Genomic DNA, 22549 nt, shown 5'->3' on the forward strand with positions numbered 1-22549 from the left:
GTTCAACCGCCGCCGGCTCCATGGAGAGTTAGGCATGGCGCCGCCAGCGGAGTTCGAGGCCCTGTACTACGATGAGCAGCAGCCGCTTCCACTGGCTGCTTCCCAATAACCCGAGTCTCTATGAAACCCGGGGCGGTTCACTACGGTAGGGTACAGGGAACAGGGAACAGGGAACAGGAACAGGAACAAGGAAATAGAATTCAGGAAATAGGAAATAGGGGGGTGGCCTGGCGCTCCCTATTTCCTATTTCCTTCGCCCTTTTTCCTCGTTCCTGCGCCCTTTGCCCTCGTCAGAACCACTTCCGCTTGTCGACGACGTTGAGCAGCGGCCGGCCGGCGGCAAAGCGGCGGCAGTTCTCCAGCAGGATCTCCTCCCACTTCTGCTGGTAGGGCGCGCCGGCGATCGCCACATGCGGCGTGATCAGCACGTTGGGCAGCGACCAGAGTGGACTGTCGTCGGGCAACGGCTCCGGCGCGACCACGTCCAACCCGGCGCCGCCGAGCTGGCCCGAGCGCAGCGCCGCGATCAGGTCGGCCGTGACGCAGGTGCCGCCGCGGCCGATATTGATGAAGTATGCGCCACGCTTCATCCACGCGAAGAAGGCGGCGTTGAACATGCCCAGCGTGTCCGGCGTTTCCGGCACGGTGACGAGCACGAAGTCGGCCTCGCCCAGCCGTTGCGCCAGCCGCTCGGGCGGAAACAGCTCCGCCATGCCGGGCGCCGGCTCGGTCGTGCGCGGGTCGCAGCCGAGCACGCGCAGGCCGAAGGCGGCGCACTGCTTGCTCGCCTCGCTGCCGGAGCCGCCGACGCCGACGATCAGCACCGTCGCCCGCGTCAGGTCGATCGGCCTCGGGCCGCGCCGCCAGCGGCGCTGCGCCGCGTAGTGGTCGAGGCGGCGGGCGAAGGCGAGCAGGAAGGCCAGCGCGTGGGCCGAGAGATGCTCGTTGTAGCTGCCGCGCATGTTGGTGACGACGACGTCGCTCTGCACCAGCGCGTCGTAGAACCAGCCGCCGCCGAGGCCGGCGAGCGGCGCGGCGATCCAGCGCAGCCGCCGGGCGCGGGCGAAGAGGTCGGGCGGCACCGTGCCGTAGGCGGCGTCCGCGTCCACGATCTCCCGGGCCGCCTCTTCGTCGGTGGCGCAGGCGCTGACCACGGCGTCGGGCACGGCCTCTCGGATCTTCTGCGGCCAGCTCTCCTCGAAGTAGGGCGGCAGCATCACCAGCTTGAAGCTCATGGCGTCTCATTGCTCCGCTTGCGTTCGGGCCGGACGGGCGCGTAGATCCAGGTGACAGGTTACAGGTGACAGGTGACAGGTGACAGTCTCCTTCCCCTGTCACCTGTCACCACCTGTTCCCTGTTCCCTGTTCCCTGTTCCCTGTAACCTGTCCCCGATGGACGAGTCCCAATCCGCCGCCGTCGCCCGGCTGCTGCTGCAGCGCGAGGTCGAAGAGTGGCTCTTCCACGAGGCCGAGCTGCTGGACGAGCGGCGCTTCGCCGCGTGGCTCGAGCTGCTGGCCGAGGACGTGCGTTACTGGATGCCGCTGCGCCGCAACGTGCGCGCCGGCGAACAGGCGGCGCGCGAGGCCACGCGCGAGCAGCGGGACATCGCCTGGTTCGACGAGGGCAAGGAGACGCTGCGCAAGCGCGTGCAGCAGATCGAGACGGGCATTCACTGGGCGGAGGAGCCGCTCTCGCGCCTCTGCCACCTGGTCACCAACGTGCAGATCCTGGCCGATGACGGCGCCGAGCTGCGCGTGAAGAGCCGCTTCCTGCTCTACCGCAACCGCCTGCAAGAAGAGACGGACATCCTCGTGGGCAAGCGCGAGGACACGCTGCGCCGCGTCGCGGGCGGCCTGCTGCTCGCCCGCCGCGCGATCACACTCGACCAGAACGTGCTGCTGGCGAAGAACCTCACGTTCTTTCTCTAGGGAACAGGGAACAGACGGCGCGGGCCGGCTGCAGCGCCGTCGCACCGAAAGAGCGGCCCGCGCACGTCGCCGCGCGGCGCGATGGCGATGATGGCGAGGCGGCCACGCGCCTGCGGCGCTGCATCTCGATACTCTTCCGTATCGTTGCGACACCCGCCGTGCCTTGACGGCCTTGCCAAGGCTCAAGACCATATTTGCAGCACTGAGTTGCATGGTCATGGTGCCAGCACCAGCACGCCGCCCGCGGCGGCGTGGGGAGGAACGCGGCGATGGCGAATCCTTCTTCCGGTTTGGTTCGGGGTGGGCACGGCCGGCTGGTCTGGCTGGCCGCCGGCCTGGCGCTCGGCGTGCTGGCCACGGGCGCGGTGGCGCTGGTGCGCGCCAGCGGCAGCGGCGGCACGATCACGGCCTGCGTCAAGGACAACGGCGAGAGGAACACGCGCATCGTCGGCACTGCCGCCGACTGCAAACAGAACGAATCGGCGCTCACCTGGAACCAGCAGGGGCCGGCCGGACCGGCCGGCCCGCAAGGCCCCGCGGGGCCGGTTGGGCCGCAGGGGCCGCAGGGCGATACGGGCGCACCCGGCGCCACCGGCGCCACAGGGCCAATCGGGCCGGCGGGACCGCAGGGACCGAAGGGCGACACGGGGCCGGCGGGCGCAACCGGCGCAACCGGCGCAACGGGAGCCCAGGGGCCGGCCGGACCGCAGGGGCCCATCGGCGCACAGGGGCCGGCCGGGCTCTCGAACTGGGAGCGCAACCAGGTCGTCCTCACCAACCCGACGCTGGCGCCGAATTCGGAGATGGTGCAGCAGGTCACCTGCTCGCCCGGTAAGAGGGTGCTGGGCGGCGGCGTGCGCGTGCTCAATCGTACTGCCGGCACGTTTCTTGTAGACGATGACGGCCCAAACTCGGACAGCAGTTGGGTGGCGGTATTGCTGAACGATACGGGCAGCACGGCGGCCGCCGGCCAGGTCATCTTCTACGCCATCTGCGCCAACACGAACTGAGCCGCGGAACGAGGAAATAGGAACAAGGAACGAGGGGTACCATGGCCTCGCCTCTCGTTCCTGTTCCCTGCCCCCTTCCGCCTGTTCCCTGTAACCTGTCACCTGTCACCTCAGAGCAGGGAGGCCCGCGATGGCGAGCGAGGCGATCGAGACGCTGGCGTTCGGCTACGGGCTGATCGAGGGGCCGCGCCTCGACGCCGGCGACAACCTCTACTTCAGCGACGTGCACAACGGCGGCGTCTTTCGCCGCGCCCCCGACGGCACGATCGCGACGGTCATCCCCAAACGGCGCGGCGTGGGCGGCATCGCCCTGCATGCCGAGGGCGGCCTCGTCGTCTCCGGCCGCGATATCTGCCACGTGCGCGAGGGCGAGACGCGCGTGCTGTTCGCGCCGGAGAACACCCCTGGCTTCAACGACCTGTTCACCGACCGTTGGGGCGCCGTCTACGCCGGCACCGTGCGCAGCGACCCGTTCGCGCAGGGCGGCCAGCGCACGCCGGGCGAGCTGTGGCGCATCTCCGGCGCGGGCGAGGCGACGCAGGTCTACGACGGCGTCGGCCTCAGCAACGGCATCGGCTTCTCGCCCGACGAGCGGCTGCTCTACCATTCCGACAGCGCCGCCCGCGCCATCTATATCAGCGACGTGCACGGCCGCGGCCAGGTCTCCGGCCGGCGCGTCTTCGCCCGGGTCGAGCTGGGCGTGCCCGACGGCCTGGCGGTGGATGCCGAGGGCGGCGTCTGGGTGGCCGTGTTCCAGGGCGGCTGCGTGGCGCGCTACCGGCCGGACGGCTCGCTGGAACGCACGCTCTCCGTGCCGGCGAGCGCCGTCACCAGCCTCTGCTTCGGCGGCGAGGGGCGGCAAGACCTCTACATCGTCACGGCCGACAACAGCGAGGCGCCCGAGCGCGGCGGCACGATCTTCCGCACGCGCGCGGACGTCGCCGGCCTGCCCGCGCCGCTCGCCCGCGTTTGAAGGTGACAGGTGATAGGTGATAGGTGACAGGAAGGATTGTCCTTGGACCCGCCTGTCACCTGTCACCGCGGGCGCAGGTCCACGATCGTCGTGTTCGGGCCGAGGTAGCCTTCGAGGAAGACACGGCCGCCCAGCGGCTCCGCGTCGTTGACCACGAGAATCACCAGATCCTGCGGCGTGCCGCCGCTGAGCTGTGTGCGCACGCGCTCCGCGTCCTCCCACTCCTGGCGCAGCGAGGCGGCCTGCGCGTCCGAGCCGACGAGCACCAGCTTCGTCGCCGGCACCGGCGTGGCCGCCAGCGCGGCCGCGGCCGGAATTGGAGGAGCCTGCGTTGCCGCTTCGTGCGGAGTGGGCGCGGCCGACGCAGTCGTCGCCGGGTGCGCGGTGTGCAGCGCGGACGGGCGCGAACCTTCGTGCTGCAGGGCGACGAGCGCCAGCGCCAGCAAGGCGCCGCCCGCGGTCATCGCCAGGAAGCGGGCGAGCTGGCGCACGGTGCCGCCGTGCACGGGTGGTTCGAGCTCGTGGTCGATCATGCTCATGCTGCCGCTCCTCTGCCGCGCGCCTCCCGAACGGCGCGAAGCGTTTGCGGCTGCCGCCGGCTCCTCCACTTCCGGCCGCAGCCTGCACGTAAGGGTTCAGGGAACAGTCCCCGCCGCCCCTGCCCCTGATCTCGGCAGCTGCATGGCGCGGCTCGCGCGGAAGGGCGAGCCGCCGCACCACCGATCTGTGAATATGAACGGTCGCGCCGGACGGATTGGCGCAGTCAGGCTGGGAATTACCCGGTTACGGTTGAACGCCCCGAGAACGAGGGCCGAGAAACGAGGAAATAGGGACGAGAGAATAGGAAATAGGGGGTTCGCGGCCTCGTTCCCATTCCCTCTTCCCTTCCCCCTCGTTCCTCAGGCGGCGAAGAAGCGGGCGTCCGACTCCAGCAGCAGGGCCACAAGCATGCCGCGCTGGCCGGCGGCGCCGGCCGTGGCCGCGGTGCTCGCCGCGCCCAGCTCGAGGTACTGCACGCCCAGCAGCTCGTGCCGGCGGCGCACGCGCGCGATCAGTTCCGGCTCATGCGCCATGCGGTGCACGGTCGCGGCGCACAGGTCCAGCGCCGCCTGGCCGAAGCGGGCGGTGAAGCCGCTCAACGCCTCCGCCCCGGCGCCGGGACACGTCCAGCTCTCCCACAGTGCCGGCAGATCGACGAGATCATCAGCGGCCATGCGGATGTCTCCTTCCCAGCAACTCCCAGCAACTTCAGGTCCGGGCCGCCGGCTTCCCTGCCGCCGGAGCGTTGTGCGGGCCGGCTACCCACATCAACGGGGAGGCCGGCCGGATTCGCGGATTGCCGGCCGCCGCGCCGATGCGACGAAAGCCTTGCACCGCCGCGACGCATGCGGAGAAGTGTAGCAACGCGGGCCGCGGGCGTTGCGCCAAACGTGCGCCAAGAATGTGTATGATGCGTGGCAACCTGTTCCATCTGAAGGCGATACGGTGCCAGATCGGCCGCCGTGGAACGCGATCCTGCGTGCCTTGCGTGAGGCCCGCGGCCTCTCGCAGGAGGTCTGGGCGGCGCGCTTGGGCTGCAGCCGCCGCACGGTGGTGCGCTGGGAGCGGGATGAGGCCGTGCCGGACGCGGCGGCGGAGGCGGCGATCGTCGCCCTCTGCGCCGAGCAGGGCGTCTTCCGCGGCTACGACGCCGGTCCGCTCGCCGGGCTTGCGCTCTCGCCCGCGTGGCTGCACGAGCTGCTCACGGCCGCGCGCCTGCACGCGCACCTGCGCCGGCGTCCGCCCGGCGGCGCGCACCTGCCGGCGGTCCTCTCCAGCTTCATCGGCCGCGAGCGGGAAACGGAGGAGGCCGGCGCCCTGCTCGGCGCGGCACGGCTGCTCACGCTGACCGGCGTGGGCGGCACGGGCAAAACGCGGCTGGCGCTGGCCGTGGCCGAAGCCGCCGCGCCCGCCTATCCCGACGGCGCCTGGTTCGTCGATCTCTCCGACGTGCGCGACCTCGAAGGGATCGTGCCGGCGATCGCGCACGCCCTGGGCGTGGCCGGCGGCGGCGGCCGGTCGCTCGTCGCCGCGCTGGGCGCCTATCTGCGCGGCCGGCGCCTGCTGCTGCTGCTGGACAACGCCGAGCACCTGATCGACGCCGCGCCGCTTCTGCACGCGCTGCTGGCGGGGTCTCCCGGCCTGCGCCTGCTGGTCACCAGCCGGGTGCGGCTGCGGCTGGCGGAGGAGCAGGAGTTGCCGCTGGCGCCGCTGCCCGTGCCCGAGGCGACGGAGGCGGAGCCGGCGCGGCTGGCCCAGAATCCGGCGGTGCGGCTGTTCACGGCGCGGGCGCGAGCGCTGCAGCCGGACTTCGCGCTCACGGCGGAGAATGCCGCCGCCGTGGCGGCGATCTGCCGGCGGCTGGACGGCCTGCCGCTGGCGATCGAGCTGGCTGCCTCGCGCGTCAAGCTGCTGCCGCCGGCGGCCCTGCTCGCCCGCCTCGACCACGGCCTGGAGCTGCTCGGCGGCGGCGCGCCCTCGTTGCCCGCGCGGCAGCAAACGCTGCGGGCGGCGATCGCCTGGTCGTGGAACCTGCTGGCGCCGCCGGAGCAGGCGCTCTTCCGCCGGCTGAGCGTGTTCAGCGGCGGCTGGACGCTGGCGGCGGCCGAGGCGGTCGCGGGCGCGGACGGCGCGCTGGACGTGCTGGCGGGGCTGGCGGCGCTGCTCGATCAGAGCCTGCTGCGCAGGGACGAGGCCGCCGGCGAGCCGCGCTTCAGCATGCTGGCCACGCTGCGGGAGTTCGCGCTGGAGCAGCTTGCGGCGAGCGGCGAGACGGCGGCGCTGCGCCGGCGGCACGCCCACTACTGTTGCGCGCTGAGCGAGCGCTGCTGGGCGCGCTGGCGGCAGAACGGCCGCGTGCTGGAGAGCGTGCTCCTGCCGATCGACGCCGAGCGCGAGAACATTATCGCCGCGCTGCGGTGGGCGCTGGAGACGGAGCCGGGCGTGGGGCTGCGCATCGCCGGCTGCCTCAGCACCTGGTTCTACCTGCGTGCGCCGGGCGAGGGCCGCCGCTGGGCCGAGGCGCTGCTGGCAGACCGGCGGGCGGCGGAGTCCGACCCGGCCCGCGCCCTCGCCCTCTACAGCGCCGGCATCTGCTGCCTCGGCCAGGCGCAGGGCGAGGCGGCGGTGGCCTACTTCGAGCAGGCGGCCGCACGCTTCCGCGCGGCGGAGGACTGGCCGATGCTGGCCCGCGTCCACGCGCTGCTGAGCGCCAACGTGCCGGCCGGCGCGGCGACGCGGGCGCGATCGCACGCGGAAGAGGCGCTGGCGCTGGCACGGGCCACGGGTGAGGCGCACGAGATCGCCTTCGCCGAGTCCTTCGCCGGCTCCTCGCTGCTACGTCACGGCGGCGATTCGCGGCAGGTGCGCGCCCACCTGCAGGAGGCGCTGCGCCTGACGCGGCAGCTCGGCGCGGACCTGATCGGCCTGAGCGCGCTCTCGGTGCTGGCCGGGCTGGAGCTGCGGGAGGGCCGCTCCGCCATAGCGCGGCGGCTCTACCGGGAGAGCGTGCCGCTGGCCGAGGCGCTGGGCGGCACGTCCGACCTGGCGCAGACGCACATGGTGCTGGCGCGGCTGGCCGAAAACGCGGGCGAGGAGGCCGAGGCGCTGGGCGAATGGCGGCGGGCGCTGGTGCTGGCCCGCGATGTGGAGAGCGCCACGCTCGGCGCGGCCTGTCTGATCGGCATCGCCGGACGGCTGACGGTGGCGGGCCGGGCGCAGACGGCGGCGCGGCTGTTGGCGGCGGCGCCGGCCGGCTGGCGCGACGAGCCGCTCTGGGTGTCGGCGCTGCCGCAGGAGACCTACCTGCCGGCGCTGGCCGCGACGCGGGCGGCGCTGGGCGAAGCCGCGTTCGACGAGGCCTGGGCTGCCGGCCGCGCGCTCGCGCTGGAGCAGGCGATCGCGCTGGCGCTGGCCGAGGCGGAGGACGAGGGAAGAGAGATTCCGTGACCTCGGCCCTCGGTCCGGTCTCCTCGTCCCCGCGTGGGCGGGCGGGTGGGAACGGGGTGGGCGCGCCCCTGCGCCTGTCCGTCCCCAGCTCACCGCCGCTAACATCCGGATGCTGTTGCGGCCGCGGGTAGCCGGCTATCATCTCGACGTGCGTCGATTTGATCGGGGCGGATCGCTGCTGCTGGCGCTGGCGGCGGCGCGGCAGCCGCGGCTCGGGCGCCTGCCGGCGCTGCTCAGGGTGCAGGCCGACCCGACGCGACTGCGCATCGCCGGCCTGCTGGCGCAGCGCGAGCTGTGCGTCTGCGACCTGGAGGCGCTGCTGGGCGTCTCGCAGAGCATGGCCAGCCACCATCTTGGCGTGCTGCGGCAGCGCCGCGGCGGCCGCCACGACGGAGCAGCGATGACCTCCGCGCAGCCGGCCCGCTACAAGGTCTATCACGGCCCCTCCGGCGATTTCCTGCGCACGCCGGCCGGGAACGTGCGCCGCGCGGCATGGGGGCTTCGTGCTGCCCGCGGACGCGCCATCGCCCGGCGGCTTCGACCGGACCTGGGCCTGCGATGGCCAGCGAGGTGACGCCCGACACGGCCGTGTCGGCGCCGAGAGATCGACACGTATCGCTGCGCCCCGGACCGGCGGCCGGGCGCTGCGCGGCCGAGTTCATCGGCACGTTTGCGCTGGTCTTCTGCGGCCCCGGCGCGGCGGTGATCGACGCCTACACGCACGGCGGCGTCACACCCGTGGGCATCGGCCTCAGCTTCGGCCTGGCGGTGGGCGCGATGATCTACGCGATCGGCCACATCTCCGGCGCCCATATCAACCCCGCCGTCACGCTCGCCTTCACGCTGACGCGCCACTTCCCTCTGCGCGACGTGCCGGGCTACCTGGGCGCGCAGCTCGCCGGCGCGGCGGCGGCCAGCCTGGTCACCAAGGGGCTGTACGGCAACGTCGCGCACCTGGGCGCCACGCTGCCGGGGCACGGCGCCGGGCAAGCGCTGGCGCTGGAAGGGGTGCTGAGCTTCTTCCTGATGTTTGTGATCATGGCCGTCGCCACCGACACGCGCGCCGTGGGCGAGGCGGCGGCGATCGCGATCGGCGGCTACGTGGCGCTGGCGGCGACCTTCGCGGGCCCGATCGCCGGCGCCTCGATGAACCCGGCGCGATCGTTCGGCCCGGCGCTCGTCTCCAACGACTGGACGGCGTGGTGGGTCTACTGGCTCGGCCCGATCGCCGGGGCACTGGCCGGGGCGCTCGCCTACCAGGCGATCCGCGCCGGGGGCCAGCGGTCCGCCGCGGCGGACGGCGGGAGGGAAGCATGACGGGCCACGCGCCGGCGGTGCTCTTCGTCTGCGTGCACAACGCCGGCCGCTCGCAGATGGCCGCGGCGCTCACCCACGCCATGTCCGGGGGCCGGGTGCGCGTCTACTCCGCCGGCTCGGAGCCGGCCGCGCATATCAACCCAGCCGTGGTCGCGGCGATGGCGGAGGTGGGTATCGACCTCGCGCACGAGTTCCCCAGGCCGCTCAGCGACGCGGTGGTCGAGGCGGCCGACCTGGTGATCACGATGGGCTGCGGCGACGCCTGCCCGGTGTATCCGGGGAAGCGCTATCTCGACTGGCTGGTGGAGGACCCGGCAGGGCAGCCGCTCGCGCGGGTGCGCGTCATCCGCGACGAGATCCGCGCCCGCGTCGAGGGGCTGCTGGCCGAGCTCGGGTGCGCAGGGACCGCGTGAGGAAATAGAAATCAGGAAATAGGGGGAACGAGCAGGCGCCCCCTTTCCTACTTTCTCTTTCTTGGTTGCTATTTCCTCGTTCCTTGCTCCGTGTTTTTCCGATTTTCCGTTGTCAGACGTGGGCGTCTCCGCTATAGTGGCGGGCATGTCACGGCCACTCGCGCGCCGCCCCTACTACGGCTGGGTGCTGGTCGCCACGCTCGGCGTCACAGAGACGACCTCGTGGGGCGTGCTCTACTACGCCTTCACCGTTTTCTTGGACCCGATGCGCGAGAGCTTCCACTGGTCCCGCGCGACGATGACCGGCGCCTTCTCGCTGGCGCTGCTGCTCTCCGGCCTGGTCGGCGTGCCCGTCGGCCGCTGGCTGGACCGGCACGGGCCGCGCCTGCTGATGACGCTCGGCTCCTGTGCCGCGGCGCTGCTGGTGCTGGCCTGGGCGGCGGTGGGAAACCTGCTCGCCTTCTACCTCGTCTGGGCGGCGATCGGCGTGGTGATGGCGGCGGTGCTCTACGAGCCGGCCTTCGTGATCGTCGCGACCTGGTTTCGGCGCCGGCGCGGCCGGGCGCTGACGCTGCTCACCTTCATGGCCGGCTTCGCCAGCGTGATCTACATCCCGCTCGCCGGCCTGCTCGTCGTCCGCCAGGGCTGGCGCGGCGCCCTGGTGACGCTGGCGATCGCCCTCGCCGCCGGCACGATTCCCCTGCACGCGCTGGTGCTGCGCCGCCGGCCGCAGGACCTTGGCCTCTTGCCCGACGGCGCGGCGCCGTCCGAGGGAGCAGGGGACGCGGACGGGTCGCTGGAGCGCAGCCTGCCTGTTCGCACGGCGCTGCACGGCGCCGCCTTCTGGTGGCTGATGGGCGCCTTCTTTCTCAACACGCTCGGCGTCAGCGCCCTGTTCGTGCACCTGGTGCCGTATCTCACCGACCACGGCTACGGCAAGGAGTTCGCGGCCAACGTCACGGGGCTGGTGGGCGTGATGGCCTTGCCCGGCCGCCTGGTGCTGACGCCGCTGGGCGACCGCCTGCCGCGCGCCTGGGTGGCCTGCGCCATCTTCCTGCTGCAGGCGTTCGCCCTGCTGCTCTTGCTGCTGGTGCAGAGCGGCGCCGGCGTGATCGGCTTCGTGGTGCTCTTCGGCGCGGGCTTCGGCGCGGTGACGCCGGCGCGGGCGGCGCTGGTGGCCGAGTTCTACGGCCCCGACAGCTACGGCAGCATCAGCGGCGTGCTCGCCTTCTTCCTCACGGGCGCCCGCGCGATCGCGCCGGTGGGCGCCGGTATCCTCTATGACACGACCGGCAGCTACACGGCGCTGCTCTGGCTGCTGACCGCCGCCTCCACCGCGGCCGCCGTGGCCGTGCTCATCGCAGGGAGTAGGGAACAGGGAACGGGGGACAGGAGGTTACAGGTGACAGGGGACAGGTTACAGGGGGCGTAGGGGCGCTGGGACGATGAACAAGGAAATAGGGGGGCGCGTGACCCGGCTTCTCGTTCCAATTTGCTCTTTCCTGTCTTCTATTTCCTCGTCCCCGCGACCTGACCGAGGTGGAAGCGCAGATGCGCGATCGGCATGGCGACGGTCTGCTCCAGCGTCATGAAGTCGCTGAACAGCGGATCCCAGCGGGTCGGGTAGTGCATGCCGCGCTGCCACTCCACCTCGGGGATGGTCGCCAGCCGGCGCAGCAGGGCACGATGGGCGCCGTCGTAGGCCCGACCGAGCCGTTTGCGCGAGTAGAGGCGGGCGCCGAGCCGGGCGGCGAAGGCGTTGAGCGCGTTGAACGGCCCGGTCGTGCCGTTGAGGCCGCGGGCGAAGCGCCGCGAGCCGCCGGCCGGCAGCCTGCCCCAGAGGCGCACGAAGGGAATCAGCACCCACGTCAGCCGGAAGCCGAGGAAGGCGTGGAACAGCACCTCGCCGTTCGTCCAGCCGGGGTTGCGGCTCGGCCCGCGCCAGTCCGCGTCGGAGAGGGCGTCGAGGGCGGCGTGAAACTCGCCCCGCGCGGCCACGAGATCCGTGCGGAGGCGCTGGGCGGTAAGCTGCTTCATGGCCGGCTTCCCAGGCTGCAGAGGACAGGTACGCGGAACGCGGAACGAGGAAATCGGAATCAGGGGTGCGATGGCCTCGTTCCTATTTTCTATTTTCTCTATTCTACTTCCTCGTTCCCGTACCCTGTCCCCTCAGGCGGAACGATGATGCCCACGATTGTGCTCACCACCTGCAACGCCTGGCCCGAGCTGAGCGCGGGCGATGCGCCGCTGGCCCGGGCGCTGCGCGAGCGGCACGGCGTCGCGGTCGCGGCGGCGCGCTGGAACGCGCCGGAGGACCAGCCGGTGTTCGCCGCCGCGGACGCGGTCGTGCTGCGCTCGAACTGGGACTACCACCACGCGCCGGCGGCGTTCGCCGACTGGCTCGGCTGGCTGGAGGCGCGGGGCCGGCGGGTGTTCAACGCGCCGGCCCTCGTGCGCTGGAACCTGGACAAGGCCTACCTGCTGGAGCTGGCGGCGCGCGGTGTGCAGGTGCCGCACACCCGCGTGGTGGCGAACGAGCCCGAGGCGATCGCGGCCGCCGTGCGCGGCTTCGCCGGGGCGCCGGTGGTGATCAAGCCGGCGGTCGGCGCCAGCGGCCACCATGTCTACCGGGCAACGGCGAAGAGCCTGGCCGGCGTGATCGCGGAGCTGCAAGCGGGTGTGCCGGAGCGCCGGCTGCTGGTGCAGGAGTTCCTGCCGGAGATCCGCGAGGGCGAGCGCTCGTTTATCTTCCTCGACGGCGCGTTGAGCCACGGCTTCCGGCGGCAGCCGGATACGTCGCGGCGGCTGGCGCACGATCCAGAGGAAGCGGAGTTCCGCGCCAACAGCCAGCACGGCGTGCGCCCGTCGCGGCCGAGTTGGCGATCGGCGCCAGGTTGAAGGTGATCGTGGGGATCGTCCTCAGACCCCTCTGTCACCTGTACCCTGTACCCTGTCACCTCAAGAGGAGGCTCCCATGCCCGAACGCCCGGCCGGCCTGCGCATCGTCGCCTACTGCGTGCGGCCGCAGGCCTACGCGCTGATCGCCGGCTGGTGCGCCCGCGAAGGGCACCGGCTGCTGCTCGTCGTCACCTCGCCCGGCCCCAAAAGCCGGCCCACGCCGACGTACCGCGAGGTGCTGGCCGCGGCGCCGCGCACGCAGGAGATCCTGATCACCACGCGCATGCAGCGCCCCGTGCCGCTGATCCGCGAGCTGGCGCCCGACCTGGTGGTCTCCTTCACCTTCCCCTACCGCGTGCCGCCCGAGGTCGTGGCGCTTCCCAAATACGGCGCGGTGAACCTGCACCCGGCGCCGCTGCCGCTCTACCGCGGCCCGAACCCGCTGCGCGGCGTCTACGACGGCCATCCGCTGCTGGGCGCCACGCTGCACTGGATCGCGCCGGAGTACGACACGGGCAACGTGCTGGCGCAGGCCACCTGCCCGCTGCCCGAGGACCGCAGCGTCGAGAACCTCTTCGGCGCCTGGCTGGGCACGATGCAGCCCGCCTTCGAGCAGGGCATCGCCCGCGCCCTCGCCGGCGACCCCGGCACGCCGCAGGACGAGCGCAAGGCGAGCTATGGCGGCGTCTTCACGGCCGAGGAGCGCTGGCTGGACTGGAGTCTGCCGGCGGCGCTGCTGCAAGGGCGCGCCAGCGTGCTCGCCTTCAACACCGAGGGCATGGAGGACCACGACGCGCCCGGCTGCCTGGCGCGGATCGGCGGCGTGCCGCACGCGGTCCAGCGCGTCACACCGTTGCCCGGCGTGGCGCCGCCGGCAGCGCCCGGCGCCGTGCTGGCCGGCAGCGGCGATGTGATCACGCTTTGCTGCGGCGACGGCGTCTTGCAGGTGCAGGCGGCGCCGCTCGCGCCGGCGGAGGCGCGGGCATGAGCGACGCGTTCAACGGGCTCGGGCTGCACCTGGGCAACCTGGCCCGGCTCTCGCGGGCGCAGACGCGCTCGATCAGCGCCGAGAACCCGACGGGCGAGCCGGGCCGCGGCGCCATGGCCGCCGAGGGCGTGGCCGCCGCCCGCGAGCTTGGCCTCGGCTGGAAGGTCTCGCCCTACGTCACGATCAAGCCGGGCGAATGCCGTGAGCTGGCGGACATCCAGGGCTCGGGCGCGATCCAGCAGATCTGGTGCACGCCGCGCGGCGTCTGGCGGCACGCGATCCTGCGCATCTACTGGGACGAGCAGGCGCAGCCCGCGGTCGAGTGCCCGCTGGGCGACTTCTTCGCCTGTGGCTGGGGCCGGCACGCGCCGGTCAGCTCGCTGGCCGTCTGCGTGAACCCGCTGCAGGGCTTCAACTGCTACTGGGAGATGCCGTTCCGCCGCCGCTGCCGCATCACGCTGGAGAACATCGGCACGGACGACCTGATCCTCTACTACCAGGTCAACTACGCGCTGACCGAGGTGCCGGAGGACGTGGCCTACTTCCACGCGCAGTTCCGCCGGGTGAACCCGCTGCCGTACAAAGAGGCCTACACGCTGCTGGAGGGCGTGCGCGGACGCGGCCACTACGTCGGTACGTACATGGCCTGGGGCGTGAACAACAACGGCTGGTGGGGCGAGGGCGAGATCAAGTTCTACCTCGACGGCGACCGCGAGTTCCCCACGATCTGCGGCACGGGCACGGAGGATTACTTCGGCGGCGCCTGGTGCTTCGGCGACCGCACCACCGACGGCTACGTGCCGTTCAGCTCGCCCTACTCCGGTCTGCCGCAGGTGATCAAGCCATCGGGCCTGCACGAGTCGCAGTGGCGCTTCGGCCTCTACCGCTGGCACATCGCCGACCCGATCCGCTTCCAGCAGGAGCTGCGCGTGACGATCCAGGCGCTGGGCTGGCGCAGCGGCCGCCGCTACCTGCCCCTGCAGGACGACATCGCCTCCGTCGCCTACTGGTACCAAACGCTGCCCACGGCGCCGTTCCCGCCGCTGCCCGCGGCCGACGCGCTGGAGATCGTATGAGAGAACAGGGACGAGGAAAGAGAAACGAGAAACCGAGTCACGTAACCCCTATTTCCTATTTCCTCGTTCCTGTTTCCTCGTCCCTCATGCCTACACCCTCCGCTGCGCGGCGATCAGGAAGTAGCGCGGTACGCGGCGCAGGCGGCGTGGCTCGATGAGGAAGGGCCAGCGGCCGTAGCTGGCGCCCGCCTGCCGGGCCTCGGTGACGCTCGCCTGCCAGCCGGCGGCGGCGAACAGCGACTCCGGCTCGTCGCTGGCGAAGCGCCAGGGCGCACCCTGCGCCGCCACCAGCCCGACCAGCGGCCGCAGCAGGGGTGAGCTGAGCACGACGCTGTTGAACAGGTCGGCGCCCAGCCAGCTTCCCGGCGCGGCCAGCGCAGCGGTCGCCGCCAGCAGCGCCCGCACCGCGGCCTCATCGAGATACATCAGCAGCCCCTCGACCAGCCAGGCGGAGGGCGCGGCGGGGTCGAAGCCGGCCGCGGTCAGCGCCTCCTGCCAGCCAGGCACGGCGAGGTCGACGGGCAGCGCGTGCCTTTCGCAGCTCGGCTCGGCGCCCTCGGCCGCGAGCGCCGCATCCTTCGCCGCCAGCACGGCCGGCTGGTCCAGCTCCCAGAGGCGCGTGCCAAGCGGCCAGGGCAGGCGGTAGGCGCGCGCGTCCAGCCCGGCGGCGAGCAGCACGACCTGGCGCACGCGACCTGCCCGCGCGGCGTGCAGCAGCAGCTCGTCGAAGAAGCGCGTACGAATAGCGAGGAACGGGGCACCGAAGACCCGGCTGGTCTGCACGATCAGGTCGTCGATCGCGGAGGCGCCGGCGCGCAGGGCGCCCGCCGTGCCGCCCACCTGGCCGATGCCCGCCAGCGCCTCGGCGAAGGGGTCATCGAAGAGGCGGTTGGCGCGGGCGCTCTCGTTGGCCCGCGCCGCGGCGATCCAGCGGGCGGTGAGCGCCACGGGCCGCGTCTCCCCTTCGCCGCCGCTGTGCGCCGTGGGCCTCCCACGCTGTTCCGCCACGACAGCCTCCTTGCAGCAGTTCAGGCCGCCTGCAGCGCGGGCAAGACCTCTTCCGTGAAGCGTCGCCGGGCGGCCTCGGCATCGACGCGGTCGGCGCCAAGCGAGGGGCCGCCGACGATCAGCCGGTCCAGTCCCAGCGCGATCAGCTGACGCAGCCGCCGCGCACAGTAGTCGCTCGGGCCGAAGATGGCAAAGCGCGAGGCGAAGTCGGCGTCGATCAGCGCGGCCTGCGGGCTGCCCGTGCGGGCGTGGCGGCGCATGTCGTAGGCGTCGTGGACGTTCTCGAACACGGCGCGGTCGCGCGCCGACGCCGGCCCAACGACGCGGCCGTGCATGGCGGAGAAGCGCGTGAACAGCGCCAGGCTGCCCTCGCCGAGCTGCTGTGCCGTGGCCGGATCGGGGTGCGCGACGACGGTGACGTAGGCGCCGAGCGGCAGCGCCAGCGGGTCGAGGCCGGCGCTGCGCCGCGCCTCGCGCGCCACGCCGATCGCCCAGCGCAGCCGCTCCGGCTCGGCGCCCACGGCGAAGCTGATGCGGTCGGCCACGGTCGCGGCCATGGCGATCACTTTCGGCCCGGTGGCAGCCACGTCCACAGGCACCTTCGGCAGGCCGGCGGCGACGTGGCGCAGCCAGGCGAGGCGGCTGGCCTCGGGCTGGCCGGCGAGGCCGAGCTTCGCCAGGTCGCCCTCCGGCGCAAACGGCACCTCTTCTCCGCGCAGGTAGCCCTGCAGGGCGCGGAGATAGCGGGCGAAGGCCGGCACGGAGGCGGGCGCGAAGCCGAGGTGGGCGAGGGCGGAGTCGCCGCGGCCGATGCCGAGCACGGCGCGGCCCCCGGATTCGGCGTGGACGCTGGCGATGGCGCCGGCGGTGACGGCGGGGTGGCGCGTGAAGGGATTGGTGACGCCGGTGCCGAGCTTCAGCCGCGTCGTCGCCTGCGCCGCCAGCGCCAGCGCGACGTAGCAGTCGCCGGCGAGGTTCTGCGAATCGACGAAGGCGAGGCCGTCGAACCCGGCGCGCTCCGCCGCCGCTGCCTGGCGGGCGGACTGCCCCGGCACGCCCGCGCCGCTGGTCCAGACCTCGACCGCCGGCTCGGCCATCTCGCCCGCTCCATTTACACGCTGGTACGCTTGTGCGCTGCTGCGGGCAGTATAGCGATTCGGCGGGGCGCTCACCCGGTTGAGCGGTAGCGACGTCTGCTTGCGGATGTACACTCCTTGCACGGTTGTTCTGTGCCCGCCGGGAGGTGCCGAGATGGCGATCGGCTGGTATCGCTGCCCGAACTGCGGCAACGCAAGCCCCGAATGCTTCGACGAAGAGAGCGCCGAGGCGCCGGCCTGGGAGCCGGACCGCATCCCCTGCGACACCTGCGGCGAGCACGAAGTCGTGCTCTGCCCGCACTGTCTTACCGACTACGATCCGCACGGCTCGGACCGCGTCACCGTCGTGGCCGGCGCCCCGTTCCAGCCGCCCGCCGAGGTTGTGGCGCCGCCACGCCACGAGCAGACGTGGCCGCCGGCGAGCTGGCGCTGAGGAACGAGCAACGAGGATATTGAATGCAGGAACGAGGAAATAGCGGGGCTCGCGCCGGGCCCGCTCGTTCCCCCTATTTCCTCGTTCCTACTTCCTACCTCAATTGGTCCGCAATCGGTACGTGAGGCGCAGGCGCTTGCCAGAAGCGGCAGCGGCGCGGGCGATCGCGGCCAGCTCTTCGAGGCGCGCGGGCAGGCCGGGGAAGTCGCGGGCCAGGGCGGCGAGTCGGGAATCGCCGCGCAGGGCGGCGGCCGCGGCGGTCGCGGCGGCGGCCAGCGGTTCGCCGGCCTGCCAGAGCCGCGCCAGCGCTGCGCGGTCCTCCTCGTCCTCCGGCTCGGCCGCGTCGAACTCCCAGAAGGGGCGCGTGTCTACGCCGTGCTCGCGGCGCAGCAGCCGCGCCAGCGTCGAGAGCGGGTGCGTGGAGCCGTAGCGCTCGGCGGCGGCGAAGGAGAGAAAGGCGAGCAGGTCGGCCGTGTCGCCGCCGAAGCTGGCGCGGGGGCCGGCGCCTGCGGCCTCTTCGAGTTCGACGAGCAGCTCGCTCACGGCGCGGGCGCGTCGCCGATCGCATCGCCCAGCCGGTCGCGCATCTGCTCGGCCGCCTGCTCGACGCCGCTCTCCAGTGCCCGCAGGCCGGCGATGCGGCTCGCCAGCGCGGCCAGCGCGGCGACGCCCTGCTGCTCCATGCCCGCGCGCGCCTCGCGCAGCAGATCGACGCTGGCGCCCAGCAGTTGATCGAGCGCGTCGAGCACGCCGTGGCCGTCCTCGGGCGTGGAGGCGGCCTCGTGCTGCTGGCCGACGCTGATCAGCATCTGCACCAGCCGCTCGATCGCGCTGTCCGTGGCGGTCAGCAAAGTAACAGCGGCGCCGCCGGCCGCGGCGTCGTGCACGGCCTGGCCCCAGGCGGCCATCGCATCACCGTAGGCGGCGGAGATCTGCCGCAGCCAGTCGAAGAAGGTGCGATCAGCGCGAAGATTCTGCATCGGTCTCCATCATGGGTGGGATCGGGCGGGGCGTTCAGGGGCGCGGCGCGGGGCGCAGCCGCGCCAGCTCTTCGGCCTCCGCGAGCTGTGCCGGCGCTTGATAGGCGTCGCCGAGCAGGCGCTCGCGATCGGCCGGCCAGAGCGTCGTTTCCAGCGCCCAGGGCCCCTCCCAGCCGCAGCCCTGGCCGCAGGGGCGCAAGTCGCCCTCCGCGTCGAGCGCGGCGAACAGCGCCCGCGCCCCCTCCCGCCGCGCCGCCGTCACCAGCCGCGCCACCAGCTCCGGCGGGGCGAGGCGCCCGGCGGCGGCGATCAGGCGCTCCAGCTCGGCCTCGCGGTCGTCCATCGTCCTGCTCTCTCCGCGGTGTCGTGATCGGCTACGCCCGCGACGGCGAGCCGTTGATGCGGGCGATCAGCGCCGGCAGCTCGGCCAGGTGCTCGATCACGGCGCTGGGCGCGATGTGAACCGGCAGCTCGGACAGGTGGCCGTTGGTTTTGAGCACGGCGCGCATGCCGGCGCCCAGGGCGCCGCCGATGTCGTCGATCGGCCGGTCGCCGATCATCACGCAGTGCTCGTGCGCCACGCCCAGCCGCGCGGCCACGGTGTAAAAGACCTCCGGGTGCGGCTTGGAGTGCGGCAGGTCCGAGGTGTAGACCAGCTCGTCGAGATAGTGGTTGAGGCCGTGCGTGGCGAGGTCGGCGTTGTGCCAGGCGGCCGCCCACCAGGTGTTGGAGAGCAGGCCCAGGCGGTAGCCCTGGCCGCGCAGGTAAGCCAACGTGGGCGCGGCGTCGGCGAAGGGCCGCGCCCAGCCGTCGAGGGCGCGGGCGCAGGCGTCCAGCACGGTCAGGATCGTCCGCTCGTCGGCGCGGCGGCCGAGGCGGGCGTAGCCGTCGCGCACGAGGCCGGAAGGCGGACCGCTCCAGTGCTCGGTGTCGACGCGCCGCCAGTGCTCCAGTTCGGCCGCCAGCATCGCCTCGACGAATGCGGCCCGCTCGGGCGCATCCTCGGGGCGCAGGGCGAGGAGCTGATCGTGTGTGCCGCCCCAGCGCGCGGCGACCTGCTGGTCCCAGTCGGGAAACTCCAGCAGCGTGCCGCCGAGGTCAAAGATGATCGCGCGGACTTCGACCATAGGGGTAGGGTACAAGGTACAGGAAACAGGGAACAGGGAAGAGGGAAGAGGGGCGAGGAAGTAGAAACGAGGAACGAGAGGGGAGGCCGCGGTACCCCTATTTCCTATCTCCTCGTTCCCTTTTCCTCGATCCTGTTCCCTCTTCCCTCGTCCTGCGGCAGGCAAACAATGAGCGAGGTATACCGGCCGTATCCGCCGCCGTGCGGACCCTGGCTGCTGGCGCAGACGTGGAGCGACCTGCTCTTTGTGCACTGGCCCGTGCCGGCCGAGGCGCTGCGGCCCTTGCTGCCGGCAGGGCTGCCGCTCGACACCTTCGACGGCGCGGCGTGGCTGGGCGTGGTGCCCTTCCGCATGAGCGGCGTGCGCCCGCGCCTGCTGCCGGCGCTGCCCTGGCTCTCGACCTTTCCCGAGCTGAACGTGCGCACCTATGTCGTACGCGACGGCCGGCCCGGCGTCTTCTTCTTCAGCCTCGACGCGGGCAACCCCGCGGCCGTGGCGCTGGGCCGCGGCGCCTTCAGGCTGCCGTACTTCCGCGCCCGCATGCTCAGCACGCGCGGCCAAACCATTGCCTACGTGAGCGAGCGCAGGCACCGCGGCGCTCCGCCGGCCCGCTTCGTCGGGGAGTATGCGCCGGTCGGGCCGGCGGCGCCGCCTCCGCGGGGTTCGCTGGCCCACTTCCTCACGGCGCGCTACTGCCTCTATGCGGCCGATCGCGCCGGGCGGCTGTATCGCGCCGAGATCGACCACGCGCCCTGGCCGTTGCAGCCGGCGACGGCGACGATCGCGGCGAACACGATGTCCTCCGCGCACGGGATCGCGCCGCCCGAGCAGCCGCCGTTGCTGCACTTCGCGCGACGGCTGGCGGTGCGCGTCTGGCCGTTGCGGCGGCTCGCCTGAGGGCGGCCGCTGCTGCGGGAGGGAGTGCACAATACTTCATCGGCGGCTCGGCGGCCGCCCTGCCGGGCGGGTACGCTGAAGGCAGGGCGCCGCGCGGCGGCAGCAGGCATGGAGGAAGCACGGCGATGGGGATTGAGATCCGCGTGGGGCCGCCGGTTCTGACGATCAACCGCGGACGCACGTTCATGGTCACCGATCTGGGCGGACAGATCGATCAAGCGGAGCCGCAGGGCGTGTTCGTCGACGACACGCGCTTCCTCAGCACCTACTCCTTCTACATTAACGATCGGCCCTGGGAGCTGGTGACCTCCGCCGCCGTCACCTATTTCGCCGCGCGGCTGGACCTGGTCAATCCGGATGTGCTGACGCCTTCCGAGCGGCCGCACGAGTGGAAGAGCACGATGGCGGCGCAGACCGTCGCTCTCACGATCGACCGCATGGTGGAGGACGACTGCATCCGCGAGCACTTTTCGATCAGCAACTTCTCGCAGGACCGCGTGCGCTTCAACTTCGAGCTGGTGTTGCGCTCCGACTTCGCCGATATCTTCGAGGTGAAATCCGGCAACATCGTGCGGCGCGGCGCGATGGAGACGCGCTGGAACGACGAGCGGCAGGAGATCCACACGCTCTACCGCAACGGCGACTTCTCGCGGCGCTTCCGCTACCGCGTGATGGAGCACGACCAGCCGGCGGCCTACGCCAACGGCCGCCTGATCTTCGAGATCCAGCTCGGCGCGGGCGAGAGCTGGCAGGCGCGCGGCCTGATGCTGCTGGAGCACGACGAGCACCCGCGCGAACATCCGCACCTCGCCAACCGCACGCACCGCCGCCGTGCCCACGAGCACAGCATCGCCGACCTGCCGCGCGACGACGTCATGGAGGACTGGCGCACGGCCTGCTCGCAGGTGAACACGCCGAACGAGCACGTCTACCGCGCCTACGACCAGGCGGTGCGCGACATGGCGGCGCTGCGCCTGCCGGAGCGCAGCGAGCATCAGAACAGCTTCCTGCCGGCGGCGGGCGTGCCCTGGTTCGTGACCCTCTTCGGCCGTGACAGCCTGATCGTTTCCCTGCAGAACATGATGGTGCATGCGCCGTTCGCCGTGGCCACGCTGGAGGAGCTGGCGCGGTGGCAGGCGCAGGAGCGCGACGACTGGCGCGACGCACAGCCGGGCAAGATCCTGCACGAGCTGCGCCACGGTGAGCTGGCGCACTTCAACCTGATTCCGCACACGCCCTACTACGGCACGGCCGATGCGACCATCCTCTACCTGATCGTGCTGCACGAGGCGTGGAAGTGGACCGGCGATCTGGAGTTGGTCAAACGCCTGCTGCCCGTGGCTGAACGCTGCCTGGCGTGGATCGAGAACTACGGCGATTTGGACGGCGACGGCTTCCAGGAGTACAAGACCTTCTCCGATCAGGGCTACGAGAACATGGCCTGGAAGGACGCCGGCGACGCCGTCATCTACGGCGACGGCAGCCAGGTCCAGCAGCCGAAGGCGCTCTGCGAGCTGCAGGGCTACGCCTACGACGCCTGGCAGCGCATGGCGGAGATCTACGACGTGCTTGGCCAGCCGGAGCGGGCGCAGAGGCTGCGCGACCAGGCCGATGGGCTGCGCAGCGCCTTCGACCGCGCCTTCTGGCTGGAGGAGGAGGGAACCTACGCCTTCACTCTTGACCCGGAGAAGCGGCCATCAACCGCGGTAGCCTCGAACGCCGGGCAGTGCCTGTGGAGCGGCATCGCCCGGCCCGCGCGCGCCGGGCGCGTGGTCGAGCGGCTGCTGAAAGAGGACATGTTCAGCGGCTGGGGCATTCGCACACTCTCTTCAGAGAACCCGGCCTACAATCCGTACTCCTACCAGCGTGGCTCTGTCTGGCCGCACGACAACGGCATCATCGCCGCCGGCTTCAAGCGCTACGGCTACGCCGAGGAGATGAACCGCGTGGCGCGCGCCGTCTTCGACGCCGCGCGCTGCTTTCTTAGCTACCGGCTGCCCGAAGTCTACGCCGGCATGCCGCGCGTGCCCGATTCGTTTCCGGCGCAGTACATCGGCGCCAACATTCCGCAGGCGTGGGCGGCCGGCAGCATCTTTCACTTCCTGCAATCGATCCTGGGCCTGCGCGCCGACGCGCCCAACGGCGTACTCTACCTCGACCCCACGCTGCCGCACTGGCTCTGGGATCTCGATCTCAACAACCTCTCCGTGGGCAAGACGCGCCTGCACCTGCACTTCGAGCGGCGCCGCGACGGCTCTTCCTACTGGGAGGTGGCGCGCCAGGACGGCGCCCCGCTCGCCGTCAAGCAGGAGGCGTGGCAGCAGGCGGACGGCGCGGAGACGGGGAAATAGAATTCAGGAAATAGAAGGGAGGAACGAGGAACGAGGAACCTGGCCCGAGACAGCTAATTTCTATT

At 71.9% G+C, this 22549-nt stretch carries 24 protein-coding genes; 14 read left to right on the forward strand and 10 right to left on the reverse strand.

The genetic code is table 11. The features are described 5' to 3' along the window. Positions 1–290: 290 nt before the first annotated feature. The gene (locus tag VKV26_24920; protein ID HLZ73160.1) at positions 291–1235 is read right to left on the reverse strand and encodes a D-2-hydroxyacid dehydrogenase; all 945 of its coding nucleotides are present in this window, start codon (positions 1233–1235) and stop codon (positions 291–293) included. Between the two features lie 157 nt (positions 1236–1392). On the opposite strand from VKV26_24920, the gene VKV26_24925 reads away from it, so the two are divergent. The 3 genes from VKV26_24925 to VKV26_24935 all read left to right on the forward strand — a co-directional run bounded on the left by VKV26_24925 (position 1393) and on the right by VKV26_24935 (position 3912). Next, the gene (locus VKV26_24925; GenBank protein HLZ73161.1) at positions 1393–1929 is read left to right on the forward strand and encodes a 3-phenylpropionate/cinnamic acid dioxygenase subunit beta; all 537 of its coding nucleotides are present in this window, start codon (positions 1393–1395) and stop codon (positions 1927–1929) included. 269 nt (positions 1930–2198) lie between these two features. Continuing rightward, a complete protein-coding gene (locus tag VKV26_24930; protein HLZ73162.1) occupies positions 2199–2939 on the forward strand; it encodes a hypothetical protein in 741 nt (246 codons plus the stop codon). Between the two features lie 130 nt (positions 2940–3069). Next, positions 3070–3912: an SMP-30/gluconolactonase/LRE family protein gene (locus VKV26_24935; GenBank protein ID HLZ73163.1), complete on the forward strand. Its 843-nt coding sequence runs from the start codon at positions 3070–3072 to the stop codon at positions 3910–3912. 62 nt (positions 3913–3974) lie between these two features. Here the strand turns inward: VKV26_24935 and VKV26_24940 are convergent, their stop codons facing one another. After that, positions 3975–4451 (reverse strand): hypothetical protein, encoded by a 477-nt coding sequence (locus VKV26_24940; protein HLZ73164.1) that lies wholly within the window; start codon positions 4449–4451, stop codon positions 3975–3977. Between the two features lie 360 nt (positions 4452–4811). After that, the gene (locus VKV26_24945) at positions 4812–5126 is read right to left on the reverse strand and encodes a hypothetical protein (protein HLZ73165.1); all 315 of its coding nucleotides are present in this window, start codon (positions 5124–5126) and stop codon (positions 4812–4814) included. A gap of 271 nt (positions 5127–5397) precedes the next feature. Between VKV26_24945 and VKV26_24950 the strand changes: the two genes are divergently transcribed. The 5 genes from VKV26_24950 to VKV26_24970 all read left to right on the forward strand — a co-directional run bounded on the left by VKV26_24950 (position 5398) and on the right by VKV26_24970 (position 11061). Continuing rightward, entirely contained in the window at positions 5398–7899 is a 2502-nt protein-coding gene (locus tag VKV26_24950; protein ID HLZ73166.1) for an AAA family ATPase, read from the forward strand. 109 nt (positions 7900–8008) lie between these two features. After that, the gene (locus VKV26_24955; GenBank protein HLZ73167.1) at positions 8009–8473 is read left to right on the forward strand and encodes a metalloregulator ArsR/SmtB family transcription factor; all 465 of its coding nucleotides are present in this window, start codon (positions 8009–8011) and stop codon (positions 8471–8473) included. Next, positions 8458–9216, forward strand: coding sequence for an MIP family channel protein (locus VKV26_24960; GenBank protein HLZ73168.1), 759 nt, complete (start codon positions 8458–8460; stop codon positions 9214–9216). The genes VKV26_24955 and VKV26_24960 overlap by 16 nt, the downstream gene beginning before the upstream one ends. After that, positions 9213–9629: an arsenate reductase ArsC gene (locus VKV26_24965; protein HLZ73169.1), complete on the forward strand. Its 417-nt coding sequence runs from the start codon at positions 9213–9215 to the stop codon at positions 9627–9629. The genes VKV26_24960 and VKV26_24965 overlap by 4 nt, the downstream gene beginning before the upstream one ends. Positions 9630–9774: 145 nt before the next feature. Next, positions 9775–11061 carry an MFS transporter gene (locus VKV26_24970; GenBank protein HLZ73170.1) on the forward strand — a complete coding sequence of 429 codons (1287 nt, stop codon included), beginning with the start codon at positions 9775–9777 and terminating at the stop codon, positions 11059–11061. 77 nt (positions 11062–11138) lie between these two features. Here VKV26_24970 and VKV26_24975 read toward each other — a convergent pair whose 3' ends face one another. Then, positions 11139–11666, reverse strand: coding sequence for a DinB family protein (locus VKV26_24975; protein ID HLZ73171.1), 528 nt, complete (start codon positions 11664–11666; stop codon positions 11139–11141). Between the two features lie 144 nt (positions 11667–11810). Here VKV26_24975 and VKV26_24980 point away from each other — a divergent pair, with 144 nt between their 5' ends. From VKV26_24980 to VKV26_24990, 3 genes are all read left to right on the forward strand, one after another. Beyond that, a complete protein-coding gene (locus tag VKV26_24980) occupies positions 11811–12527 on the forward strand; it encodes a hypothetical protein (protein HLZ73172.1) in 717 nt (238 codons plus the stop codon). A gap of 76 nt (positions 12528–12603) precedes the next feature. Beyond that, entirely contained in the window at positions 12604–13515 is a 912-nt protein-coding gene (locus VKV26_24985; protein HLZ73173.1) for a formyltransferase family protein, read from the forward strand. Further along, entirely contained in the window at positions 13512–14591 is a 1080-nt protein-coding gene (locus VKV26_24990; protein ID HLZ73174.1) for a glycoside hydrolase family 172 protein, read from the forward strand. Before VKV26_24985 ends, VKV26_24990 begins: the two co-directional genes overlap by 4 nt. Positions 14592–14681: 90 nt before the next feature. On the opposite strand, the gene VKV26_24995 is transcribed toward VKV26_24990, so the two are convergent. Both VKV26_24995 and VKV26_25000 read right to left on the reverse strand, forming a co-directional pair. Then, on the reverse strand, positions 14682–15599 hold the full coding sequence (locus VKV26_24995) for an SAM-dependent methyltransferase (protein HLZ73175.1): 918 nt from the start codon (positions 15597–15599) through the stop codon (positions 14682–14684). A gap of 20 nt (positions 15600–15619) precedes the next feature. After that, a complete protein-coding gene (locus tag VKV26_25000; protein HLZ73176.1) occupies positions 15620–16696 on the reverse strand; it encodes an LLM class flavin-dependent oxidoreductase in 1077 nt (358 codons plus the stop codon). A 154-nt stretch (positions 16697–16850) separates the two neighbouring features. Between VKV26_25000 and VKV26_25005 the strand changes: the two genes are divergently transcribed. Further along, positions 16851–17129 carry a hypothetical protein gene (locus VKV26_25005; GenBank protein ID HLZ73177.1) on the forward strand — a complete coding sequence of 93 codons (279 nt, stop codon included), beginning with the start codon at positions 16851–16853 and terminating at the stop codon, positions 17127–17129. Between the two features lie 99 nt (positions 17130–17228). On the opposite strand, the gene VKV26_25010 is transcribed toward VKV26_25005, so the two are convergent. The 4 genes from VKV26_25010 to VKV26_25025 are packed head-to-tail and all read right to left on the reverse strand — an operon-like array spanning position 17229 to position 19236. Beyond that, entirely contained in the window at positions 17229–17672 is a 444-nt protein-coding gene (locus tag VKV26_25010; GenBank protein HLZ73178.1) for a hypothetical protein, read from the reverse strand. Then, a complete protein-coding gene (locus tag VKV26_25015) occupies positions 17669–18109 on the reverse strand; it encodes a hypothetical protein (protein ID HLZ73179.1) in 441 nt (146 codons plus the stop codon). Before VKV26_25015 ends, VKV26_25010 begins: the two co-directional genes overlap by 4 nt. A 34-nt stretch (positions 18110–18143) precedes the next feature. Next, positions 18144–18452 carry a hypothetical protein gene (locus VKV26_25020; protein HLZ73180.1) on the reverse strand — a complete coding sequence of 103 codons (309 nt, stop codon included), beginning with the start codon at positions 18450–18452 and terminating at the stop codon, positions 18144–18146. Positions 18453–18483: 31 nt separating this feature from the next. Continuing rightward, on the reverse strand, positions 18484–19236 hold the full coding sequence (locus VKV26_25025; GenBank protein ID HLZ73181.1) for an HAD family hydrolase: 753 nt from the start codon (positions 19234–19236) through the stop codon (positions 18484–18486). A 168-nt stretch (positions 19237–19404) separates the two neighbouring features. Here VKV26_25025 and VKV26_25030 point away from each other — a divergent pair, with 168 nt between their 5' ends. After that, a complete protein-coding gene (locus VKV26_25030) occupies positions 19405–20133 on the forward strand; it encodes a DUF2071 domain-containing protein (GenBank protein ID HLZ73182.1) in 729 nt (242 codons plus the stop codon). A gap of 125 nt (positions 20134–20258) precedes the next feature. Further along, the gene (locus tag VKV26_25035) at positions 20259–22484 is read left to right on the forward strand and encodes a glycogen debranching N-terminal domain-containing protein (protein HLZ73183.1); all 2226 of its coding nucleotides are present in this window, start codon (positions 20259–20261) and stop codon (positions 22482–22484) included. The last annotated feature ends 65 nt before the right edge of the window (positions 22485–22549 follow it).

The sequence above is a fragment of the Dehalococcoidia bacterium genome (assembly GCA_035310145.1).
Taxonomy (GTDB): Bacteria; Chloroflexota; Dehalococcoidia; order CAUJGQ01; family CAUJGQ01; genus CALFMN01.

Bases quoted from the DNA above. Each gene is read 5' to 3' on its own strand.
- VKV26_25005 (HLZ73177.1), top strand. From the start codon at position 16,851: ATGGCGATCGGCTGGTATCGCTGCCCGAACTGCGGCAACGCAAGCCCC.
- VKV26_24990 (HLZ73174.1), top strand. From the start codon at position 13,512: ATGAGCGACGCGTTCAACGGGCTCGGGCTGCACCTGGGCAACCTGGCC.
- VKV26_25020 (HLZ73180.1), bottom strand. From the start codon at position 18,452: ATGGACGACCGCGAGGCCGAGCTGGAGCGCCTGATCGCCGCCGCCGGG.
- VKV26_24920 (HLZ73160.1), bottom strand. From the start codon at position 1,235: ATGAGCTTCAAGCTGGTGATGCTGCCGCCCTACTTCGAGGAGAGCTGG.
- VKV26_24945 (HLZ73165.1), bottom strand. From the start codon at position 5,126: ATGGCCGCTGATGATCTCGTCGATCTGCCGGCACTGTGGGAGAGCTGG.
- VKV26_24930 (HLZ73162.1), top strand. From the start codon at position 2,199: ATGGCGAATCCTTCTTCCGGTTTGGTTCGGGGTGGGCACGGCCGGCTG.
- VKV26_24925 (HLZ73161.1), top strand. From the start codon at position 1,393: ATGGACGAGTCCCAATCCGCCGCCGTCGCCCGGCTGCTGCTGCAGCGC.
- VKV26_24935 (HLZ73163.1), top strand. From the start codon at position 3,070: ATGGCGAGCGAGGCGATCGAGACGCTGGCGTTCGGCTACGGGCTGATC.
- VKV26_24955 (HLZ73167.1), top strand. From the start codon at position 8,009: ATGCTGTTGCGGCCGCGGGTAGCCGGCTATCATCTCGACGTGCGTCGA.
- VKV26_25015 (HLZ73179.1), bottom strand. From the start codon at position 18,109: ATGCAGAATCTTCGCGCTGATCGCACCTTCTTCGACTGGCTGCGGCAG.
- VKV26_24985 (HLZ73173.1), top strand. From the start codon at position 12,604: ATGCCCGAACGCCCGGCCGGCCTGCGCATCGTCGCCTACTGCGTGCGG.
- VKV26_24980 (HLZ73172.1), top strand. From the start codon at position 11,811: ATGATGCCCACGATTGTGCTCACCACCTGCAACGCCTGGCCCGAGCTG.
- VKV26_24965 (HLZ73169.1), top strand. From the start codon at position 9,213: ATGACGGGCCACGCGCCGGCGGTGCTCTTCGTCTGCGTGCACAACGCC.
- VKV26_24970 (HLZ73170.1), top strand. From the start codon at position 9,775: ATGTCACGGCCACTCGCGCGCCGCCCCTACTACGGCTGGGTGCTGGTC.
- VKV26_24940 (HLZ73164.1), bottom strand. From the start codon at position 4,451: ATGAGCATGATCGACCACGAGCTCGAACCACCCGTGCACGGCGGCACC.
- VKV26_25000 (HLZ73176.1), bottom strand. From the start codon at position 16,696: ATGGCCGAGCCGGCGGTCGAGGTCTGGACCAGCGGCGCGGGCGTGCCG.
- VKV26_25025 (HLZ73181.1), bottom strand. From the start codon at position 19,236: ATGGTCGAAGTCCGCGCGATCATCTTTGACCTCGGCGGCACGCTGCTG.
- VKV26_25030 (HLZ73182.1), top strand. From the start codon at position 19,405: ATGAGCGAGGTATACCGGCCGTATCCGCCGCCGTGCGGACCCTGGCTG.
- VKV26_24975 (HLZ73171.1), bottom strand. From the start codon at position 11,666: ATGAAGCAGCTTACCGCCCAGCGCCTCCGCACGGATCTCGTGGCCGCG.
- VKV26_25035 (HLZ73183.1), top strand. From the start codon at position 20,259: ATGGGGATTGAGATCCGCGTGGGGCCGCCGGTTCTGACGATCAACCGC.
- VKV26_24960 (HLZ73168.1), top strand. From the start codon at position 8,458: ATGGCCAGCGAGGTGACGCCCGACACGGCCGTGTCGGCGCCGAGAGAT.